The 18,151-nt window shown below is 71.5% G+C and carries 18 protein-coding genes; 5 read left to right on the top strand and 13 right to left on the bottom strand.

Translation table 11 applies throughout. From position 1 onward, the window contains the following. Window positions 1-180: 180 nt before the first annotated feature. The gene (locus ACH4KB_RS01380; protein WP_215104556.1) at window positions 181-642 is read right to left on the bottom strand and encodes a molybdenum cofactor biosynthesis protein MoaE; all 462 of its coding nucleotides are present in this window, start codon (window positions 640-642) and stop codon (window positions 181-183) included. A 105-nt stretch (window positions 643-747) separates the two neighbouring features. Continuing rightward, window positions 748-1,899 carry an SDR family oxidoreductase gene (locus ACH4KB_RS01375; protein ID WP_398062472.1) on the bottom strand — a complete coding sequence of 384 codons (1,152 nt, stop codon included), beginning with the start codon at window positions 1,897-1,899 and terminating at the stop codon, window positions 748-750. A gap of 190 nt (window positions 1,900-2,089) precedes the next feature. On the opposite strand from ACH4KB_RS01375, the gene ACH4KB_RS01370 reads away from it, so the two are divergent. Then, window positions 2,090-3,559, top strand: coding sequence for a zinc-dependent metalloprotease (locus tag ACH4KB_RS01370; protein WP_398062470.1), 1,470 nt, complete (start codon window positions 2,090-2,092; stop codon window positions 3,557-3,559). Then, entirely contained in the window at window positions 3,556-4,095 is a 540-nt protein-coding gene (locus tag ACH4KB_RS01365; protein ID WP_398062468.1) for an NUDIX hydrolase, read from the top strand. Before ACH4KB_RS01370 ends, ACH4KB_RS01365 begins: the two co-directional genes overlap by 4 nt. A gap of 76 nt (window positions 4,096-4,171) precedes the next feature. On the opposite strand, the gene ACH4KB_RS01360 is transcribed toward ACH4KB_RS01365, so the two are convergent. The 4 genes from ACH4KB_RS01360 to ACH4KB_RS01345 form a co-directional block, all read right to left on the bottom strand. After that, window positions 4,172-4,927, bottom strand: coding sequence for an AIM24 family protein (locus tag ACH4KB_RS01360; RefSeq protein WP_398062466.1), 756 nt, complete (start codon window positions 4,925-4,927; stop codon window positions 4,172-4,174). A 19-nt stretch (window positions 4,928-4,946) separates the two neighbouring features. Next, a complete protein-coding gene (locus ACH4KB_RS01355) occupies window positions 4,947-5,627 on the bottom strand; it encodes an AIM24 family protein (protein WP_097935650.1) in 681 nt (226 codons plus the stop codon). A gap of 11 nt (window positions 5,628-5,638) precedes the next feature. After that, window positions 5,639-7,327, bottom strand: a complete 1,689-nt coding sequence (locus ACH4KB_RS01350) for a TerD family protein (protein WP_398062464.1) — start codon at window positions 7,325-7,327, stop codon at window positions 5,639-5,641. Between the two features lie 120 nt (window positions 7,328-7,447). Beyond that, a complete protein-coding gene (locus ACH4KB_RS01345; protein WP_398062462.1) occupies window positions 7,448-8,071 on the bottom strand; it encodes a M48 family metallopeptidase in 624 nt (207 codons plus the stop codon). Window positions 8,072-8,333: 262 nt separating this feature from the next. Here ACH4KB_RS01345 and ACH4KB_RS01340 point away from each other — a divergent pair, with 262 nt between their 5' ends. Together ACH4KB_RS01340 and ACH4KB_RS01335 are read left to right on the top strand one after the other, a co-directional pair. Then, window positions 8,334-9,494, top strand: a complete 1,161-nt coding sequence (locus tag ACH4KB_RS01340; protein ID WP_398062460.1) for a ThiF family adenylyltransferase — start codon at window positions 8,334-8,336, stop codon at window positions 9,492-9,494. A 64-nt stretch (window positions 9,495-9,558) separates the two neighbouring features. Then, window positions 9,559-11,049, top strand: coding sequence for an ABC1 kinase family protein (locus ACH4KB_RS01335; RefSeq protein WP_398062458.1), 1,491 nt, complete (start codon window positions 9,559-9,561; stop codon window positions 11,047-11,049). Between the two features lie 20 nt (window positions 11,050-11,069). Here ACH4KB_RS01335 and ACH4KB_RS01330 read toward each other — a convergent pair whose 3' ends face one another. The 5 genes from ACH4KB_RS01330 to ACH4KB_RS01310 form a co-directional block, all read right to left on the bottom strand. Next, window positions 11,070-11,273, bottom strand: coding sequence for a hypothetical protein (locus tag ACH4KB_RS01330; RefSeq protein ID WP_398062456.1), 204 nt, complete (start codon window positions 11,271-11,273; stop codon window positions 11,070-11,072). A 98-nt stretch (window positions 11,274-11,371) separates the two neighbouring features. After that, complete coding sequence (locus tag ACH4KB_RS01325) at window positions 11,372-11,731, bottom strand: hypothetical protein (RefSeq protein ID WP_398062455.1); 360 nt, start codon at window positions 11,729-11,731, stop codon at window positions 11,372-11,374. Continuing rightward, window positions 11,728-12,096 (bottom strand): WhiB family transcriptional regulator, encoded by a 369-nt coding sequence (locus ACH4KB_RS01320; protein WP_006127424.1) that lies wholly within the window; start codon window positions 12,094-12,096, stop codon window positions 11,728-11,730. The genes ACH4KB_RS01325 and ACH4KB_RS01320 overlap by 4 nt, the downstream gene beginning before the upstream one ends. A gap of 176 nt (window positions 12,097-12,272) precedes the next feature. Continuing rightward, window positions 12,273-12,602, bottom strand: a complete 330-nt coding sequence (locus tag ACH4KB_RS01315; protein ID WP_398062453.1) for a hypothetical protein — start codon at window positions 12,600-12,602, stop codon at window positions 12,273-12,275. A 167-nt stretch (window positions 12,603-12,769) separates the two neighbouring features. Further along, complete coding sequence (locus ACH4KB_RS01310) at window positions 12,770-14,986, bottom strand: ATP-dependent DNA helicase UvrD2 (RefSeq protein ID WP_398062451.1); 2,217 nt, start codon at window positions 14,984-14,986, stop codon at window positions 12,770-12,772. 241 nt (window positions 14,987-15,227) lie between these two features. Between ACH4KB_RS01310 and ACH4KB_RS01305 the strand changes: the two genes are divergently transcribed. Then, complete coding sequence (locus ACH4KB_RS01305) at window positions 15,228-15,482, top strand: glutaredoxin domain-containing protein (protein ID WP_006127421.1); 255 nt, start codon at window positions 15,228-15,230, stop codon at window positions 15,480-15,482. A gap of 81 nt (window positions 15,483-15,563) precedes the next feature. Here ACH4KB_RS01305 and nudC read toward each other — a convergent pair whose 3' ends face one another. Then, window positions 15,564-16,520, bottom strand: a complete 957-nt coding sequence (nudC, locus tag ACH4KB_RS01300) for an NAD(+) diphosphatase (protein WP_398062449.1) — start codon at window positions 16,518-16,520, stop codon at window positions 15,564-15,566. Window positions 16,521-16,728: 208 nt separating this feature from the next. Next, window positions 16,729-18,123: a dipeptidase gene (locus ACH4KB_RS01295; RefSeq protein ID WP_398062447.1), complete on the bottom strand. Its 1,395-nt coding sequence runs from the start codon at window positions 18,121-18,123 to the stop codon at window positions 16,729-16,731. Window positions 18,124-18,151: the final 28 nt, after the last annotated feature.

Raw genomic sequence — 18,151 nt, 5'->3', positions numbered from 1 at the left:
CGCACCACCGACAGCAGCGAAAAGTGGAATCAACAGCCAAGCGAGTGCCGCCATCACGACCTCCCTACCCCATGAGCGACCGGGTGCCCGATCAGCAGATTAACGATCCGGAAGACCAACGCTCATGGCGGGGGGGCGGTTACGCAAATCGGGGCTGATGCGCCCCGGTCCGGTTTGCGCTCAGCAGGCTCCGACCCACTCCTCCGTCCCGTCCGAGAACCGCTGGTGCTTCCAGATCGGAACCTCGTGCTTGAGGTCGTCGATGAGCTTGCGGCAGGCGTCGAAGGCCTCGGCTCGGTGCGGGCATGCGACGGCGACGACCACGGCCAGGTCGCCCACCTCCAGTTCACCCACTCGGTGGACGGCCGCCAGTGCGCGGACCGGGTGGTCGGCGACGACCTTCTCCGCCACTCGGCGCAGCTCGTCCTCGGCAGAGGGGTGACAGGAATAGCCGAGCGCGCCGACGTCCTGTCCCGCGTCGTGGTTGCGCACGGTGCCGACGAAGAGCGCGATGCCGCCCGCCGCGTCGTCGCCGACCGCACGGAAGACCTCGTCGACGGAGAGCGGGGTGTCCCGGATCGCCAGCAGCCGGATGGGGTCGGCCGCCGCGTGCTCGCCGGGATGGTCGTGGGTGGGTGCCATGCTCCCATCGTGCCGTACGGCTCCGACATCCCGGAACTGCCTGTTCTTCCGGCGGCCGGCCGGCCGGTTTGGAGCCTTCTACAGGGCTCGGGCGCCGTTGGGCGGTCAGATGCGGCGGCGGGCCTTGCGGGCGCGGCGCACCACGGCGGCCGCGCCGAGCAGGGCGACCGTCGCTCCGGCGGCTCCGGCGGCGGTGGCGTCCTTGCGCCCGAGGCGGCGTCCGGCGAGCGTGTGGCGGCCCTCGACCTCTTCGAGGAGGGCTCCGAGCACCTCCTCGTTCGTCCACTTCGGCCGCCAGCCCACGTCGTGCAGCCTGCTGACGCTGACCACCCAGGGGTGCATCGTGTACGCCAGGTCACCGGCCGGGGACGGGGTGAGGCCGATCCGGTGCAGCCGGGCGGCGGCCCCGAGCGCCACGGCGGAGGGCAGCTCCATCCGGCGCACACCGCTGAGCTCCTCGACCTCCTCCTGCTCCAGCCAGCCGTCGCAGCCGACCGCGAACTCGCCGTCGATCTTCTCCAGGGCGGCGTACTCCAGCGCCGTCACCAGGTCCTCGACGTGGCAGAACTGCCAGGTGGGGCGCGATCCGGCGACGACCAGGAGGCGCGGGGACTCGAAGTAGCGGGTCAGGGCGGTGTCGGTGCCGCCGACCAGGACGGTGGGGCGCACGACGGTGACGTGGAGCCCGGGGTGGGCGCGCGGGGCCCGGCGGCCGAGCCGCTCGATCTCCAGGAGGTCGCCGACGCCGGTGGCCTCGGCGGTGGCGCGTAGTTCGGCGTCCTCGGAGAGCGGCACATCGTTGTCGGCGAGCGCCCCGTAGACCATCGCCGAGGTGCACAGCACGACGCGGTGGACCCCGACGGCCGCCGCGGCGGTGAGCACGGTCTGGGTACCGCGTACGTTGTACGCGGTGCGGGCCGCGGGGTCGGTCTCCAGGTCGAGGTCGAGGGCCAGGTGGACGACGACGTCCGCGCCGCGCAGCTTCTCGGCGATCGCCGGGTCCCGTACGTCCAGGATGTGCCAGGTCGCCTCGGACGCCTCTCCCCGGCGCTCGTCGATCGCGATGACCTGCTTGATCGCGTCGGATGCGGCGAGGTGGGCGGTCAGCAGTTCGCCGATGCCGGTGGCGGCGCCGGTGACCGCGACGACGGGGCCCCGGTTTCTGGGGCTCCTGGGGCGTTTCGTCTCGGGTGTGCTCTCGGCCGAGGGGTCGGTCAGGTTTCGCGCTGCGCGAACCTGCGGATCTGGGGAACTCACCGGGCGTCTCCAGCGGTTGTCTTCAGTACGTACCCGAATGACGCGTACGTACCAGGTGGCGTCCATCCTGCCGCAGGCCGGGAGTCGGCGGAGCACTGAGGCCCGAAGCGGGCGTGGTGTCTACGCTGGATGGTGATGTCGGGCAGTCGCCGTCGGTTCGAGCCGGCGGCCCTACGAGCCGAGGAAACCCGTGAGTGACACCCCATTCGGATTCGGCCTTCCGCCGGAGGAGCCGGAGAACGGCGACGAGGGCAAGAAGAAGGACCCCACCGAAGGTGGGCAGGGGGCGGGCGGGCCCGGAGGCCCGTTCGGATTCGGGCCGGGAGCGGGCGGGGACAACCCGTTCGCCGCGATGTTCGGCTCGATGAATCCGAACGATCTCGGTGCCGCCTTCCAGCAGCTCGGTCAGATGCTGAGCTACGAGGGCGGTCCCGTGAACTGGGACATGGCCAAGCAGATCGCCCGCCAGACGGTCTCGCAGGGCGCCCCGGACGGCTCCAAGGACGCCAGTGTGGGCCCGTCCGAGCGCACCGCGGTCGACGAGGCGCTGCGGCTGGCGGACCTGTGGCTGGACGGCGTGACGTCGATGCCGTCCGGTTCGGTCTCCACCGTGGCGTGGAGCCGGGCGGAGTGGGTCGAGGCCTCGCTGCCGGCCTGGCAGCAGCTGGTCGACCCGGTGGCCGAGCGGGTGGGCCTGGCGATGGGCGATGTGCTGCCCGAGGAGATGCAGGCCATGGCGGGCCCGCTGATCGGCATGATGCGGTCGATGGGCGGCGCCATGTTCGGCCAGCAGATCGGGCAGGCCGTGGGCGTGCTGGCCGGTGAGGTGGTCGGTTCCACCGACATCGGGCTGCCGCTGGGGCCGGCGGGCAAGGCCGCGCTGCTCCCGCTGAACGTCGAGAGGTTCGGCAAGGACCTCAGCGTCCCGCAGGACGAGGTGCGCCTGTATCTGGCCCTGCGCGAGGCCGCCCACCAGCGGCTCTTCGCCCATGTGCCGTGGCTGCGTTCGCATCTGTTCGGCGCCGTCGAGGCGTACGCCCGCGGCATCAAGGTCGACACCAGCAAGCTGGAGGACGTCGTCGGCCAGTTCGACCCCTCCCAGCCGGAGCAGTTGCAGGACGCCCTTCAGCAGGGCATGTTCCAGCCGGAGGACACGCCCGGGCAGAAGGCGTCCCTGGCCCGTCTGGAGACGGCTCTCGCACTGGTGGAGGGCTGGGTGGACGCGGTGGTCCACGAGGCCTCGAAGTCCCGGCTGACCTCGTCCGACGCGCTGCGCGAGACGATGCGCCGGCGCCGTGCCTCCGGTGGACCGGCCGAGCAGACGTTCGCCACGCTCATCGGTCTCCAGCTGCGCCCGCGCCGGCTCCGGGACGCCTCGCGCCTGTGGGCCTCGCTCACGGACGCACGGGGTCTGGAGGGCCGGGACGCGCTCTGGGCCCACCCGGACATGCTGCCGACGGCCCACGATCTGGACGACCCGGACGGCTTCGTCCATCACGAGCAGGCCGACTTCTCCGAGCTGGACAAGATGCTCGGCGAAGCGGCGAAGGGCTCGCGGAAGCCCGCGGCGGAGGACGAGCCGAAGCCTGAGTCCGTCGAGGGCGAGGACGACGGCGACGACGAGGGCACGAGCGAGGGCAAGGACGGCCGCGGCCAGTGACCCTGCGCGACGACGCCGTACTCGTACTGAAGGGCTATGCCCCCGAGGACGAGGCCGGTGACCAGGCGGAGCTACGTCTGGCCTACCTGGATCACCTGGCACAGCACGAGGACGGCATGTGGAAGGCGTGCGGGGCCGGGCATGTCACGGCCAGCGCCCTGGTGATCGATCCGGAGCGGGAGAGGGTTCTGCTGACCCTGCACCGGAAGCTGCGGATGTGGCTCCAGATGGGCGGCCACTGCGAGGAGCGGGACGTCACCCTGGAGGCGGCGGCGCTCCGTGAGGCGACGGAGGAGTCCGGCATCACGGGGCTCACCCTGCTGCCCGGCGGACCGGTCCGGCTGGACCGGCACCCGATTCCGGCTCCCTGCAACTGGCACCTCGATGTGCAGTACGCCGCGCTGGCGCCGGCCGGGGCGGCGGAGCGGATCAGCGAGGAGTCTCTGGAGCTGCGCTGGTTCGGCTACGCGGACGTGCCGGGGGTGGCCGACGCGTCCGTGGTGCGCCTGCTGGAGGCGACGCGGTCCCGGTTGTAGCGGCGGGCCGCAGGGATGTGCGTAAGGGGCGGCCTCCGGGAGGCCGCCCCTTACCGCTGTGGCTTGCGGGTGCGGATCAGTTCCAGGCGTTGTTCTGGTTCTGGCCGTGGGAGCCCTGCTGGCCCATGCCGAACTGGGCGCGGGCGCCCTGGCCGATCTGGGCGTTCTGCGGCGGCATGACCTCGCTCGGCTGGACCAGGGCAAAGCCCTGGCCGAGGAAGCTCAGCTCCCAGCCCTCCCCGGTGTTGCCGCGCCGCCTGAAGACACCCGAGGAGTGCGTCTGGGCCTGCATCTGCACACGCAGGGAGCTGGACCAGGCGACGATCGCGTCCGCGTCGACGTTGACGTACTTCTCGGGCGTGACCTGCATCATCAGGGGCTGGCCCGAGGTCATGAGGGCGACCTTGCCCGAGCCGGAGATGTTGAGCTGGTACTTGCCGCTGCCGGAGATCCCGTACTGGCTGTCCACCGCGATGACCTCGGTGTGCAGCGAGGAGTCGAGCGCGAGGACGTAGGAGCTGTCCACGGTCATTCCCTCGCGGTCGACGTCCACGACGTGGACGTACTGCGCGAGGTTGGCGAGGTAGACGGTGCCCTGGCCGGACACGCGCATCAGGTCGAGGCCCTCGCCGGTGTTCGCGCGGGCGCGGCGCTGGCCCTGGGACTGGTATTCCCCGTCGAAGTCCATCAGGCCCTGGTAAGCGACCATGGCGCCCTTGCGGGCGAGGACGTCGTCGTGGCCGGTCAGCGAGACCCGCAGGAGCTGCGGGTTCTGGATCGCGTACCGGTCCTGGGTCTGCTGCTCGGTGTGGCTGAAAAGCGGACTCTGCATGATGTGTTCTCCCTCCCCGTCAGTTCCGGATCCGCAGCCGGTCGGTGCTGTCCTCGCTCGGCTGGACGACGACGATGCCCTGGCCGGAGAAGGCCATCTGGTACGCCTCGCCGCTGCCGCGGCCGATCAGCGAGCCGGCCTTGAAGCTCCGCTTGCCCTTCACCTTGAGGTTCGGGGACCAGGCGACGAGCGCGTCCGGGTCGACGTACGTCTCGTCCTCGCCGCGTCCGCAGTCGACGACGATCGGGGTGCCGCGCGAGGTGATGGCGACCCATCCGGTGCCCTGGACGACAACGTTCCACAGGCCCTGTCCGGCGAACTTGGCGAGCCCCTTGACCTTCTCGACGCCCCAGGTGAGGTGGGCGTCGAAGGCGAGCAGGTTGGTGCCGTTGACCGAGATGGAGTCGTTGTCGAGGTTGATGACGACCACGTCGGCGCCGTAGTCGGCGAGGTAGAGCAGTCCGTCGCCGGAGCACTTCATGACGGGCGCGCCCTCGCCGGTGATCCACTGGGAGGCGATCTGCCGGGCGGCGGGCGGGTTGGGCTCGTACTGGATGAAGCCCTCGTACGCCACCATCGAGCCGGTGCGCGCGAAGAGGTCCTGCCCGGAGGCCATGGCGACCTTGAGCATGGTCTTGCCGTGGTTCTCCATACGGGCCGTGACGGGGGTCGGGGCGAAGCCCGCGAGTTGCTGGTTCATGACGGGCTCCCTCAGACCTCGTAGGGCTGGACGACGATGAAGTTGCCGGGGGCTCCCCGGAACTGGAGGTTCACGGTCTCCCCGCTGTGTCCGGGGTACGCGTTGCGGCGCAGCCGGACCTGGCTGGAGACGATCACCTGGGAGGCGGCCGACCAGGCGACCACCGCGTTGCAGTCGGCGAACGTGGTGGGCGTGACCGGCAGGACGACCGGGGTGCCGTGGGTCTTGACGATCACGGTGCCGGTGCCCTGGAACTGCATGGTGAACAGTGCGCCGCCGGGGATGCCGTGCCCTTCGACCCTGCGGACCTCGTACTGGAGGGACTCGTCGAAGGCGAGGACGCTCTCGGCGGAGACGCAGATGGCGTCGCCCTGCAGCTCGATCGGGTGCAGGTGCGAGCCCTCCTCGGCGAGGAAGACCTGGCCGCGGCCGGTGCAGCGCATCAGCTGCATCTCCTGGCCCGTGGCGTTCCCCACGGCGCGGCCCACGAACCCGGCGCTCTTGTAGCCGAAGTCCACCTTGCCCTGGTACATCACCATGCTGCCCTGGCGTGCCAGGACCCCGGATCCGCCCATGGTCAGGTCGACCCGCATGAGCTGCTGGTTCTGCGGGGTCCAGCGCTGCCCGGTCGCGGTCTCCTTGTACGGATGCAGGGCCGCCTGGAGACCCGCGCCCGTGGCCGGCACCCCCTGGGGCACGCCCTGCGGGACACCCGGCGGCATCCCGACGGGGGGCTGCTGGCCGTACGGGGCCGGCGCGGGCTGACCGTAGGGAGCGGGGGCCTGCTGGCCGAAGGGAGCGGCGGGCGGCGCCCCCTGGCCGGGGACCTGGCCGAACTGGGGCTGCTGCGGCTGCTGGGGTTGGCCGTACGGGGACGGGCCTTGGGGCGTCTGGGGCGCCTGGGGCGCCTGGGGCGCCTGGGGAGCCGGCGGCGGGGCCGCGATCGTCGGCGCCGCGTGCATCGGCTGCTGCGGTGCGGGCGGCGGCGTGGGCGCGGACGGGGCGCCGAAGGCCGGTGCGGGCGCCGGGGCCGGGGCCGGGGGCGGGGGCGGCGCGCCGAAGGCCGGTGCGGGCTGCGGGGCCGGGGCCGCGGGCGGCGCGCCGAAGGCGGGGGGTGCCGCGGCCTGGGCCGGCGGGGCGAATCCCGGGGCGGCGGCGGGCGGGGCCTCTTCCTCGGCGACCTCGCCCCCGAAGTTCTTCAGGAGCGCGTCGAGACCGCCGTCGAAGCCCTGGCCGACGGCGGCGAAGCGCCAGACGTCCTTCAGGTAGAAGTCACCGAGCATCACGGCGCGCTCCGTGGTGAACTCCGACCCGGTGAAGGCGTACCGCACCACTTCCTCGCCGCCCGCGACGATCCGGATGTATCCCGGACCGATCTGGGACATCTGCCCGGAACCGTCGAGCGTCGCGGTGAAGGAGAGCTTCTGGATGGCTGCCGGAATACGGTCGAGCGTGACGCGGAACGATTCGGTGTCACCGGACTGCGCGCCGAGGAGCTGAATGGACTCCTCGGGCGATTTCGGCTGATTGAAGAAGATGAAGTACCGGTCGTCGGAGAGCTGCTCATGGGCGTCGAGGCCGAAGCAGCTGATGTCGAAGGTCAACCCCGGGGCCGCGATCTGCACGCCTACGTACAGATCCGTCCCTGGCGTGAGATCACTGATCTTGGCCTTGTGGCCGCGTTGGAATTCCCTGGCCATGCGTAACGACCGTCCCCCATCCCGAAGGTAAATGCGTCGCGTCAGGCTAACCGCAAACGACGACATCGGACCAAGCCGGTACACACCCGGTACAGAATCGGCGAACGCGACCTGCCCCGGTCACTCCTCGCGGGCGGCGGGCAGGTGGGGCAGCCGATCGGCCGCCACGACGCCCTCCAGGTACCCCCGGGCGCGCTCGGTGCGCGGATAGGCCTCCAGCAGCCGCCAGAACCCGGGACCGTGACCGGGAACGAGCAGATGCGCCAGCTCGTGGAGGAGTACGTAGTCGACCACGTACTCCGGCATACCCTGCAAGCGGTGCGAGAGCCTGATGCTGCCCTCGGCAGGGGTGCACGAACCCCAGCGGGTGTTCTGGTTGGTCACCCAGCGCACCGAGGCGGGCCTGGCGCGACCGTCGAAATACTGGACGGACAGCCGCCCGGCACGCTCGACGAGTTCGGTGTCGCCCAGGACGCGCTTGCTCTCCTGCGCGGCGAGCTTGTCCAGCATCACGCCCACCCAGCGTCGTTCTTCCGCCTCCGACATCCGGGCGGGGATGAGCACAATCGTGCGGTCGCCCTCGCGGTACGCGGAGACCGACTTCCTGCGCCGGGTGCTCCTGCGGACCTCGACCGCGCTCGTCGCCGAAGCGCGGGCCGGATGGGCTGCCGCGCTGCGCTGATGGCTTCCGGCGCTGGGCGCGGGGGGCTTCCCGGCGAAGCCGGGCGACGGGTCGGCGGACACGCCACGACGTTACCCGCTGTCCGTGGGGGAAGTCCCGCCCCCGGGAACGGTTGGCGGCGACCCGCACCACGGCACGCACCATGCGAACGACCACACGCTTGAACGACCAGGAGCTTGAATGACTAATGACCTGCGCCTGTGGACAACTCCGGGCGAGGTTCGGCGCGGGCCCGCATTCTGGCGGAGGTCCCACGGAAAGACCCGTGGATCAACCGGTCTGCGGGCACAGCTGTGCCCGCGACACCGCTCGGGGGGAGAAATCATGTATCCGATGCTGAAGCCCGCACTGCGCCGCGCCTGGCGCGGACGGAACACCGTGCAATTCGGTGTGACACCCGCACATGCCGTGACGCTCGGACCGGTGGACCTCGCCACGGGAAGCTTTCTGGAGCTGCTCGACGGCACGCGAGGACTGCCGCTGCTGCACGAGGCGGCCCGTGCGCTGGACCTGTCGGAACGTCACGTGGACACCTTGCTCTCACGGTTGACGGAGGCCGGGCTCCTGGACGACCCGAGGTCGGCCGGCCCGGGAGCCGATGTCCTGTGCCGTCGCGCAGAGGTGATGGACCGCCAGCGACCCGATGTGGCCTCCCTTTCGGTCGTCCGTCCCGAGCCGGGTGGCGGCACGCGCCGGATGGCGGCCCGGCGGGCGATGCGGGTCCAGGTTCGAGGCGCGGGCCGGGTCGGGGCGTCCATCGCCTCGGTGCTGTCGGGCGCCGGAGTGGGGCACGTGGAAGTGCTCGACGGGGGCCGGGCCGAGCACTGGGACGTGGCGCCCGCGGGGCTCCCCCCGGCATCAGTGGGGGAACGGCGCGACGTGGCGGCCCGCCGGCTCGTCCGCCGGTGCGCGCCCGGGCCCGCTCCCCGGCGGGCGAGGACGGACGGAGCGGCGGCCGACCTGCCGGGGAGCTCCGGGCAGCCCGGTCTGTCCCTGATCGTCGTCGCTCCCCGGGACGGCCTCGCGGTGTACGCGCCCGTGGCGGACACGGCCGGCCCCTGGATCGCGTCGGGCACTCCCCATCTCTATGCGGGAGTGATCGAGGCCACCGGCGTGGTCGGGCCTCTCGTCCTGCCCGGGGGTACGGGGTGCGCGGGCTGCCTGGAGCTGCACCGCGCGGACCGGGATCCGCAGTGGCCACGGATGCTGGCGCAGTGGCGTTCCGGGCGGCGGGGAGCGGTGCCCGCCTGCGATCTGGGACTCGCGACGGCGGTCGCCGGTCTCGCCGCGGCACATGCCCTGGCCTTTCTGGACGGCGACCTTCCTGCCTGTACCGGAGCTCGTTGGGAGGCGGCTCTGCCCTTGCTGGACTGGCGTTCCGAGCCGATCGGCCCGCATGCGGACTGCTCCTGCGGGGCGGCCGGGGGCGCTACGAGGGAACGGCCCTCCGGTGCTCTTCCGGCGCAGGACACAATGGCGGGGTGACCGCCGTCGCCGGAGAGACACCGGAGGCAGGAGCGGCACGGCAGTCTGGGAACTGGAGGGGCACATGTCTGATCTTCCCCGGAAGGCGGTTACGCGTACGGCCAAGCTGGCCGCGCTTCCGCTCGGCTTCGCCGGCCGTGCCACATGGGGTCTGGGCAAGCGGATCGGCGGAAAGTCGGCCGAGCTGGTCGCCCGTGAGGTGCAGCAGCGCACGGCGGACCAGCTGTTCAAGACCCTGGGTGAGCTGAAGGGCGGGGCCATGAAGCTGGGCCAGGCCCTCTCCGTCTTCGAGTCGGCCCTGCCCGAGGAGGTCGCCGGCCCGTACCGGGCCGCGCTGACCAAGCTCCAGGAGGCCGCGCCGCCGCTGCCCGCGCGCACGGTCCATGAGGTTCTCGCGACCCGGATCGGGGAGGACTGGCGGGATTATTTCCTGGAGTTCGAGGACACGCCGGCGGCTGCCGCCTCGATCGGGCAGGTGCACCGGGCGGTGTGGCACGACGGCCGCGAGGTCGCGGTGAAGGTGCAGTATCCCGGCGCGGGCGAGGCGTTGCTCTCCGACCTCTCTCAGCTCAGCCGCTTCGCCCGGCTGCTCGGCCCACTGGTCCCGGGGATGGACATCAAGCCGCTGATCAACGAGCTGCGGGACCGGGTTTCGGAGGAACTGGACTACGAGCTGGAGGCCCGGGCGCAGCAGGAGCACGCGGCGGAGTTCGAGGGCGATCCGGATGTGGTGATCCCTCAGGTGGTGCACCAGTCCGACCAGGTGCTGGTGACGGAGTGGATCGATGGGATCCCGCTGTCCGAGGTCATCGCGGAGGGGACGGCGGAACAGCGGGACCGTGCGGGACAGTTGCTGGCCCGCTTCCTCTTCTCCGGTCCGGCACGCACCGGCCTGCTGCACGCCGACCCGCACCCGGGCAACTTCCGGCTGCTGCCCCCGGCGCCGGAGAACGCCGAGCAAACGGAGGGCGCGGAGCATCCGGAGGGCGCGGCGCTCCCGGTGGGAGACGGCGGTTCCTTCGGGTCGTGGCGGCTGGGGGTGCTGGACTTCGGCACGGTCGACCGGCTGCCGGGCGGGCTGCCGCGGAACATCGGCGACTCCCTGCGGCTGACGCTGGAGGGCGACGCTGCGGGGGTGTACGGGCTGCTGCGCGAAGAAGGCTTCGTGAAGGAGTCGATCGACCTGGCCCCGGACGCCGTGCTCGACTACCTGCTCCCGATCATCGAGCCCACGCAGGTGGAGGAGTTCACCTTCAGCCGGGGCTGGATCCGGGAACAGGCGGCCCGGATAGCCGATCCGCGCTCCCCCGCCCATCAGCTCGGCCGGCAGCTGAATCTCCCGCCGTCCTACGTCCTCATCCACCGGGTGACGCTCAGCACGATCGGGGTGCTGTGCCAGCTGGGCGCGACGGTCCGGCTGCGCGATGAGCTGGAGGCGTGGCTGCCGGGGTTTCTCACGGAGGACGCCGAGGAGACCGAGGTGGAGGGGACGGAGTACGTCGAGGAGGAGGGGGAGGAGGAAGGGGAGCAGGAAGGGGAGCCCCTCCAGGCGTAGGAGAGGTCAGAGGGCCTCGATCACCACCAGAGTGAGTCGAGGCGGCTCTCGATCGCGCGGATGTGGAGGCGGGCGCAGCCCTCGCAGAAGAGGAGACGGCGTCCGTCCTCCACGGAACAGAGCCAGGTGGGAGGGGCTGTGTCGCCCTCGGCGGCGGTGCCGCAGCGGGCGCACACCACGCCGTGCTCGGCGGGTTGTTCGGGGGGATGGGTCTCCTCGTCCACCTCCTGACGATATCCCCGTGACCGGATGGCCGACGGTACAACGCACCGCGGGGCCGTCCGTGTCCGGACGGCCCCGCGGTGAGGTGACGGTGCACGGGTCAGTGCATGACCGCCATGGCCAGCGCGCGGCGGGCGCGCAGCGAGGCGCGCTCCGCTCGGCGCTGCATCCGGCGGGCGGCGATCAGGCGGGCCGACTGGCGGTCCTCCTGGGCCTCCCGCAGGCGGTCGTGCATATGCGCACGCGCCATGGCTTCTGGGATGAGTTGCATTTCGCGGGTCCTGTTCTGACGCGAGTCGTTCGCGCCGATGATGGTGACGTCGGGGGTGGCGGAGCCGACGGGCTCCTTCGTGGGGGTGATCATTGGTGCCTGATTCCGGGGGTCATGGGTCTGGGGACGGTCGATCGTTCCGAGGCGGAGCCTGCGTGTGGGGGCGGGGACCCCACAGGTCGCGATCACGCTGCGACCGGGTTCTTGCGCGGACGGCCACGCGGACGCTTGCGGGCCACGACGACGCCCTGGACGAAGAGCTCGCCGCCCCAGACACCCCACGGCTCGCGGCGGTCCTTCGCCCCGGCGAGGCAGGCCTCGACGAGCGGGCAGGTGCGGCAGAGGGACTTGGCGTACTCGACGTCGGCGGGCGACTCGGCGAAGAAGACCTCCGGGTCGTAGGAACGGCAGGGGACGGGTACGCCGAGGTTCTCGATGGCGTCGTCGAGCGCGGTGAGCGTGGTGAGCGGGGTCAAGGTGGAGTCCTCCGTGGAGCCGGGCGGCGAGATCGGGGTGGAAAGCGGTACTGACGGGGCGTGCGTTTCGATGTGCACGGTGGGTGGTGTCCTCGTCTGGTCGTGCCGGCCTGTTGGCCGGTTGGCGGCTGCTGGTACCAGGTCCTGCTTGTCCCGAGGCTCCTTCGCTCCGTCCTGTCCGTTCGGACAAAACAAAAGGGCCGCGGATCCCGAGTGGGGTTCCGCGGCCCTGAAGGCGCCGGCCTGATGCTGGATCAGGCTGGATCACTCCAGGGTTCAGGCCCACGGAAGGCCCACATCATGTGGTGGTGCTGCGTCTGCTTCTCGGCTCCGGCACCGGCTGCCGCAAAGGCATAGGCCTGAGCCTGTGCTGCCTTCGCTACTGCTGCCGCCGGTGCCTCGATCGGTCGCTCATTACGCTCCCGCGTCACGGGGAGGCTCACCAGGGACAGCGGACGGACGGCGGAGACGCCGGACAGACCGGTGGCGCGAAGCGAGGCAACCGAGGAGCGGGTGAGGCCGAGCGAGCAGGCGGAGACGACCGAGAGATCGGTCATTTTCTGGGTTTCGATGATGCTGATCACTTCAATCGCCTCCTCTCGGCGTCTCAGGGGGACCGGCCGGGACCGGTCCTGCGTATTCGGATAAGTACAGCACGGAATCAGGGCTTCAGAGAAGTCGCTGTTCCCGTGGTTAAGAACCTATGGTGACGACTGGGGCGGGCGCAAACTATTTTCTGGACGAGTTTTCCTCAGGTCTCGTCCGCGCCCTCCTCGGACTCGCCATCAATCGCCTCACCTGCGCAGATGGCCAGAACATCGGTGCCGAAGCGGCTCAACTTCCGGTTGCCGACGCCGGCGATGACGACCAGCTCGCCCGCGGTGGACGGCACGGCCTCGGCGATCGCCATGAGCGTCTTCTCGGTGAACACGCAGAAGTCCGGCTGCCCCAGCAGGGCCGCCTGCGCGGCACGCCAGTCGTACAGCCGCCCGTACAGGGCCTCGTCCATGTCCGAGGGGCACTCCTCGCAGCGCATGAGCTTCATCTCGCCCGCGTCGGTGAGCGTCCGTCCGCAGACCCGGCAGCGCACCGGGCTCCTGGGCTTGCGCTCGACGGCCGGGGTCCGCTCGGCGGCGGCCCGGCCGGATCCCCGGTCGATCCCGCCGCCGCCGCCGGCGCCGCTCCGCGCGCCCGAGGCCGTCGAGCCCGGGCGCAGCCCGTTCAGGAAGCGGGTCGGCCGTCGGCTCGCCCGGCCGCCCGGTGACCGGGACAGGGCCCAGGAGAGCGAGAGGTGGACGCGGGCGCGGGTGATTCCGACGTACATCAGGCGCCGCTCCTCCTCGACCTGCTCGTCGGTCTTGGCGTAGGCGATCGGCATCATGCCCTCGGTGAGTCCGACCAGGAACACGGCGTCCCATTCGAGGCCCTTCGCCGAGTGCAGCGAGGCCAGGGTCACCCCCTGGACCGTCGGGGCGTGCTGGGCGGCGGCCCGCTCGTCCAGCTCACGGACCAGGTCGGTCAGGGTCGCCCCCGGTTTCGCCGTCTCGAAGTCCTCCGCGAGGCGCACCAGCGCGGCCAGCGACTCCCAGCGGTCACGCACGGCTCCCGATCCGGCGGGGGGCCTGCTGGTCCAGCCCTTGGTGGAGAGCACCGCCCGCACCTGGGCGGCCAGGTCCTCCGCCCCGTCGAGGAGCGAGTCGTTGCCTCCGGCGCGGGCCGCGCCGCGCAGGGCGGTGCCCGCCTCACGGACCTCGGCCCGCTCGAAGAACCGCTCGGCGCCGCGCAGCTGGTAGGGCACCCCGGCGTCCGCGAGTGCCTGCTCGTAGACCTCGGACTGGGAGTTGACGCGGTAGAGGACGGCGATCTCTCCGGCCGGCACGCCCGCGGCGACGAGATCGCGGATCCGCCGGGCGGTGCCCTCGGCCTCGGTGGGCTCGTCGGGATACTCCGCGTAGACGGGCTCGGGCCCCTTGTCGCGCTGCGAGACCAGCTCCAGCCGGTGGTCGGCCGCCTTGCCGTGGGCCTGGCTCAGCAGGCCGTTGGCGAGGTGGACGACCTGGGGGGTGGAGCGGTAGTCCCGCACCAGCTTGACCACGGTCGCCGCGGGGTGGCGGGTGCGGAAGTTCAGCAGGTGGTCGGGGGTCGCCCCGGTGAAGGAGTAGATCGTCTGGCTGGCGTCGCCGACGACGCAGAGATCGTCCCGGTCCCCGACCCAGAGGTCGAGCAGCCGCTGCTGGAGCGGGCTCACGTCCTGGTACTCGTCGACGACGAAGTGCTGGTACTGGCCGCGCACGTGCTCGGCGATGTCGGTCCGGTCCTGGAGGATGCCGACGGTGAGCAGCAGCACGTCCTCGAAGTCGATCACCGAGCGGTCGCGCTTGAGCTGTTCGTACGTGGAGTAGATCTGGGAGAGGACCGCCGGATCGCGGGGGGCGTCACGCTGGGTCTTGGCGACGGCCGCCGGATAGTCGGCGGGGACGGTCTGGGTGACCTTGGCCCACTCGATCTCGCTGGTGACGTCCCGCAGCTCGTTGCGGTCGAGCCGGAGCTCGCAGCGGGCGGCGGCCTCGGCGACCAGCTGCACCTTCCGCTCCAGCAGCCGGGGCAGCTCGCCACCGACGGCTTTCGGCCAGAAGTACTGGAGCTGTCGGAGGGCGGCGGAGTGGAAGGTCCGTGCCTGGACGCCGGTCGCGCCGAGCTGTCGCAGGCGGCCGCGCATCTCTCCGGCGGCCCGGTTGGTGAAGGTGACGGCGAGCACCGTGGCCGGCTGGAGGATGCCCGCACGCACCCCGTACGCGATGCGGTGGGTGATCGCGCGGGTCTTGCCCGTACCGGCTCCGGCCAGCACGCACACCGGTCCGTGCAGGGCCAGAGCCACCTCGCGCTGCTCGGGGTCGAGCCCGTCGAGCACGGCGTCCGGGGTCTCGGGAACCTGGGGGAAGAGGGTGGAGTGCGTTGCTGCTGTCACCCCGCCATGCTGCCAGGTCCCACGGGGCGGATGCGGCGGTTGTCCACAGGGGTGAGGTATTCGTCGTACCGGCTACCGCGGCACGGGGGCTGGTACGGGGGCCGATACGGGGGCGGGGTGGGAATGGTGGCCGCGTCCCGTACGTTCCCTATCCATGCGGAAGGGCCGTCGACAGCGGCCAGGCCGTGAGTGACGCTGCCGGCCGCGCAGCGTACGGACGAGACGAAGGAGCGCCAGCGACATGGCGGGCACTGTGACGATGTACAGCACCACCTGGTGCGGCTACTGCCGTCGGCTGAAGAGCCAGATGGACCGCGAGGGCATCGCGTACAACGAGGTCAACATCGAGCACGACCCGGAGTCGGCCGCGTTCGTCGAGAAGGCGAATGGCGGAAACCAGACGGTCCCGACGCTGCTGATCGTGGCCCCCTCGGGCACCGAGTCGGTCATGACGAACCCGTCGCTCGCCCAGGTGAAGCAGGCGCTCGCCGCCTGATCCCGGCCGATGGACGACCGCCCGTCGCGCACACCACTGCCCCCCGGCCCGGCCGGGGGGCAGTGGTGTGTCCGGGGGTGCTCAGTCGGTCCGCTTCGCGCTGCCGGGCCTCGGGAGCGGCTTGCCGTACCAGAGCTCGATCAGGCGGGCCGCGATCGAGATGCCGAACGGGGGCATGACCTCGCCGGACTCGAAGGCGGCGGTGAGGTCCTCGCGGGAGAACCAGCGGGCCTCCTCGATCTCCTCGCCGTCGACGGCGATGTCGAAGGTGGTCGCCCGCGCCATGAAGCCGAGCATCAGGCTGGAGGGGAACGGCCAGGGCTGGCTGGCGATGTACTCGACCTCGCCGACGGTGACCCCGGCCTCCTCGTAGACCTCGCGGGCCACGGACTGTTCGATCGACTCCCCCGGCTCGACGAACCCGGCGAGCGTGGAGAAGCGGCCTTCCGGCCAGTGCACCTGGCGGCCCAGCAGGGCCCGGTCCCGGTCGTCGGTGACCAGCATGATGACCGCCGGGTCGGTGCGCGGGTAGTGCTCGGCGCCGCAGGCCTGGCAGCGGCGGATGTGGCCGGCCGCCGCGATGACGGTGCGCTCGCCGCAGCGGGAGCAGAAGCGGTGCAGCCGCTGCCAGTTCTCCAGGGCGACGGCGTGCGCCATCAGGCCCGCGTCGCGGGGGCCGAGGAGAAGTCCCGCCTCGCGGAGCCCCGCGGGCCGGGCCGACTGGTCCATGCGGCCCGGCAGCGTGTCCTTCTGGAGCGCGAAGTAGCTGACGCCGTCCTCGTCGGTGCCGAGGAAATACCGGTGGGTCTCGGTGACCGGGGCCTCGAAGGCCTGGGTCATGACGATCTCGGTGCCCCCTTCGGGGGTGTCGTCGATCAGCACCTGGCCGCCGGAGACGACGAAGACACGGGTCGTCGGGTGGCTCCACGCCACGGCCAGCCACGCCTCGTCGAGGCGGTGGTGTGCCGCGCGGTCGATGCCGCTCGGCGCGGTGAGGCCGATCGGGCGGTCTGCGGTGGCGTTGTCGAAGGTGCTCACAGGTGCTTTCTACTCCCCCTGGGTGGATCGGGTGTGCACAGATACGTGGAGGGTGTGCAGATGATTCAGCGGAGTCCCGGTTCCGGGCGGGCAGTGGTTCCGGGCGGGCAGCGGGTGCGGGCGTTCAGTGGTTCCGGGCGGGCAGTGGTTCGGGCGTGCAGCGGGTGCGGGCGTTCAGTGGTTCCGGGCGGGCAGCGGGTACGGGCATTCAGCGCAGTGCCGTGGCCAGCTCGCCCCACAGGTGGGCGGTCGTCTCCACACCCTTGAGCAGCAGGTCGAGCTCGACCTTCTCGTCGGGGGCGTGCCAGCCGTCGGAGGGTACGGAGATGCCGAGGAAGAGGACGGGTGCGCCGAGCACGTCCCTGAGGTCGGCGGCGGGACCGGAGCCTCCTTCGCGGGTGAAGAGGATCTTCTTCCCGAAGGCCCGGCCCATCGCGCGGGCCACCGCCTGGAGGGCGGGGTGGTCCAGCGGGGTCAGGCAGGGGCGGGTGGCCGGCTGGAAGGCGATCCGGTGGCGGACGCCCGCCGGGATACGGGACTCGGCCCAGCTCCGGACGGCCTGCTGTACGCGGTCGGGCTCCTGGCCGTCGACCAGCCGGAAGCTGATCTTCACCAGGGCCGAGGAGGGGATGATCGTCTTGCTGCCGGTGCCCTGGTAGCCGCCGCCGATGCCGTTGACCTCGGCGGTGGGGCGTGCCCAGACGCGTTCCAGCGTGGAGTACCCGGCCTCGCCCGCCGCGGCCTCCGACTTCGCGGTGCGCAGCCAGGTGGCCTCGTCGAAGGGCAGTTCGGCGAAGAGGGCCCGCTCGGTGTCGGTGAGGTCGGTGACCCCGTCGTAGAAGCCGGGGATCGCGACCCGGCCGTCCGCGTCGTGGAGGGCGGCGACGAGGCGGGCGATCTCGGTGGCCGGGTTGGGGACCGCTCCGCCGAACGATCCGGAGTGGATGTCCTGGGCGGGGCCGTACAGCTCGATCTCGCACTCGGCGAGGCCGCGCATGCCGGTGCAGACGGTAGGGGTGTCCTCGTCCCACATGCCGGTGTCCGAGACGATCACCGCGTCGGCGGCGAGCCGGTCCGCCCGCTGCTCGGCCAGGGCGCGGAAGTTCGGGGAGCCCGACTCCTCCTCGCCCTCGATCAGCAGCTTGAGGTGGACGGCGGGGGTGGAGCGGCCGGTCGCCGCGAGGTGGGCGCGCACCCCGAGGGTGTGGAAGAACACCTGTCCCTTGTCGTCGGCCGCGCCGCGTCCGTACATCCGGCCGTCCCGGATCACCGGCTCGAACGGGTCGGTCGCCCAGCCGTCCTCGCGGGCGGCGGGCTGCACGTCGTGGTGGCCGTAGACCAGGACCGTCGGGGCGTCCGGATCCTCGCTGGGCCACTCGGCGAAGACCGCGGGCGCCCCGGGGGTCTCCCAGATCTCGGTGACCGGGAAACCGGTCTCCTTGAGCTTGGCGCTCAGCCACTCCGCGCTGCGCCGTACGTCCCCGTCGTGCTCCGGCTGCGCGGAGACGGACGGGATGCGCAGCCACTCCGCGAGGTCGTCGAGGAAGGCTGCGCGGTGCTGTTCGGTGTACGTACGGACGGCGCTGTCCGGGGTCTCGCTCATGCTCTTGAGCCTATCCGTCCTCGGGGGC

This window comes from Streptomyces sp. NPDC017520 (genome assembly GCF_044329855.1).
Lineage (GTDB): Bacteria > Actinomycetota > Actinomycetes > Streptomycetales > Streptomycetaceae > Streptomyces.
This window is presented reverse-complemented; position numbering and strand designations above follow the sequence as displayed.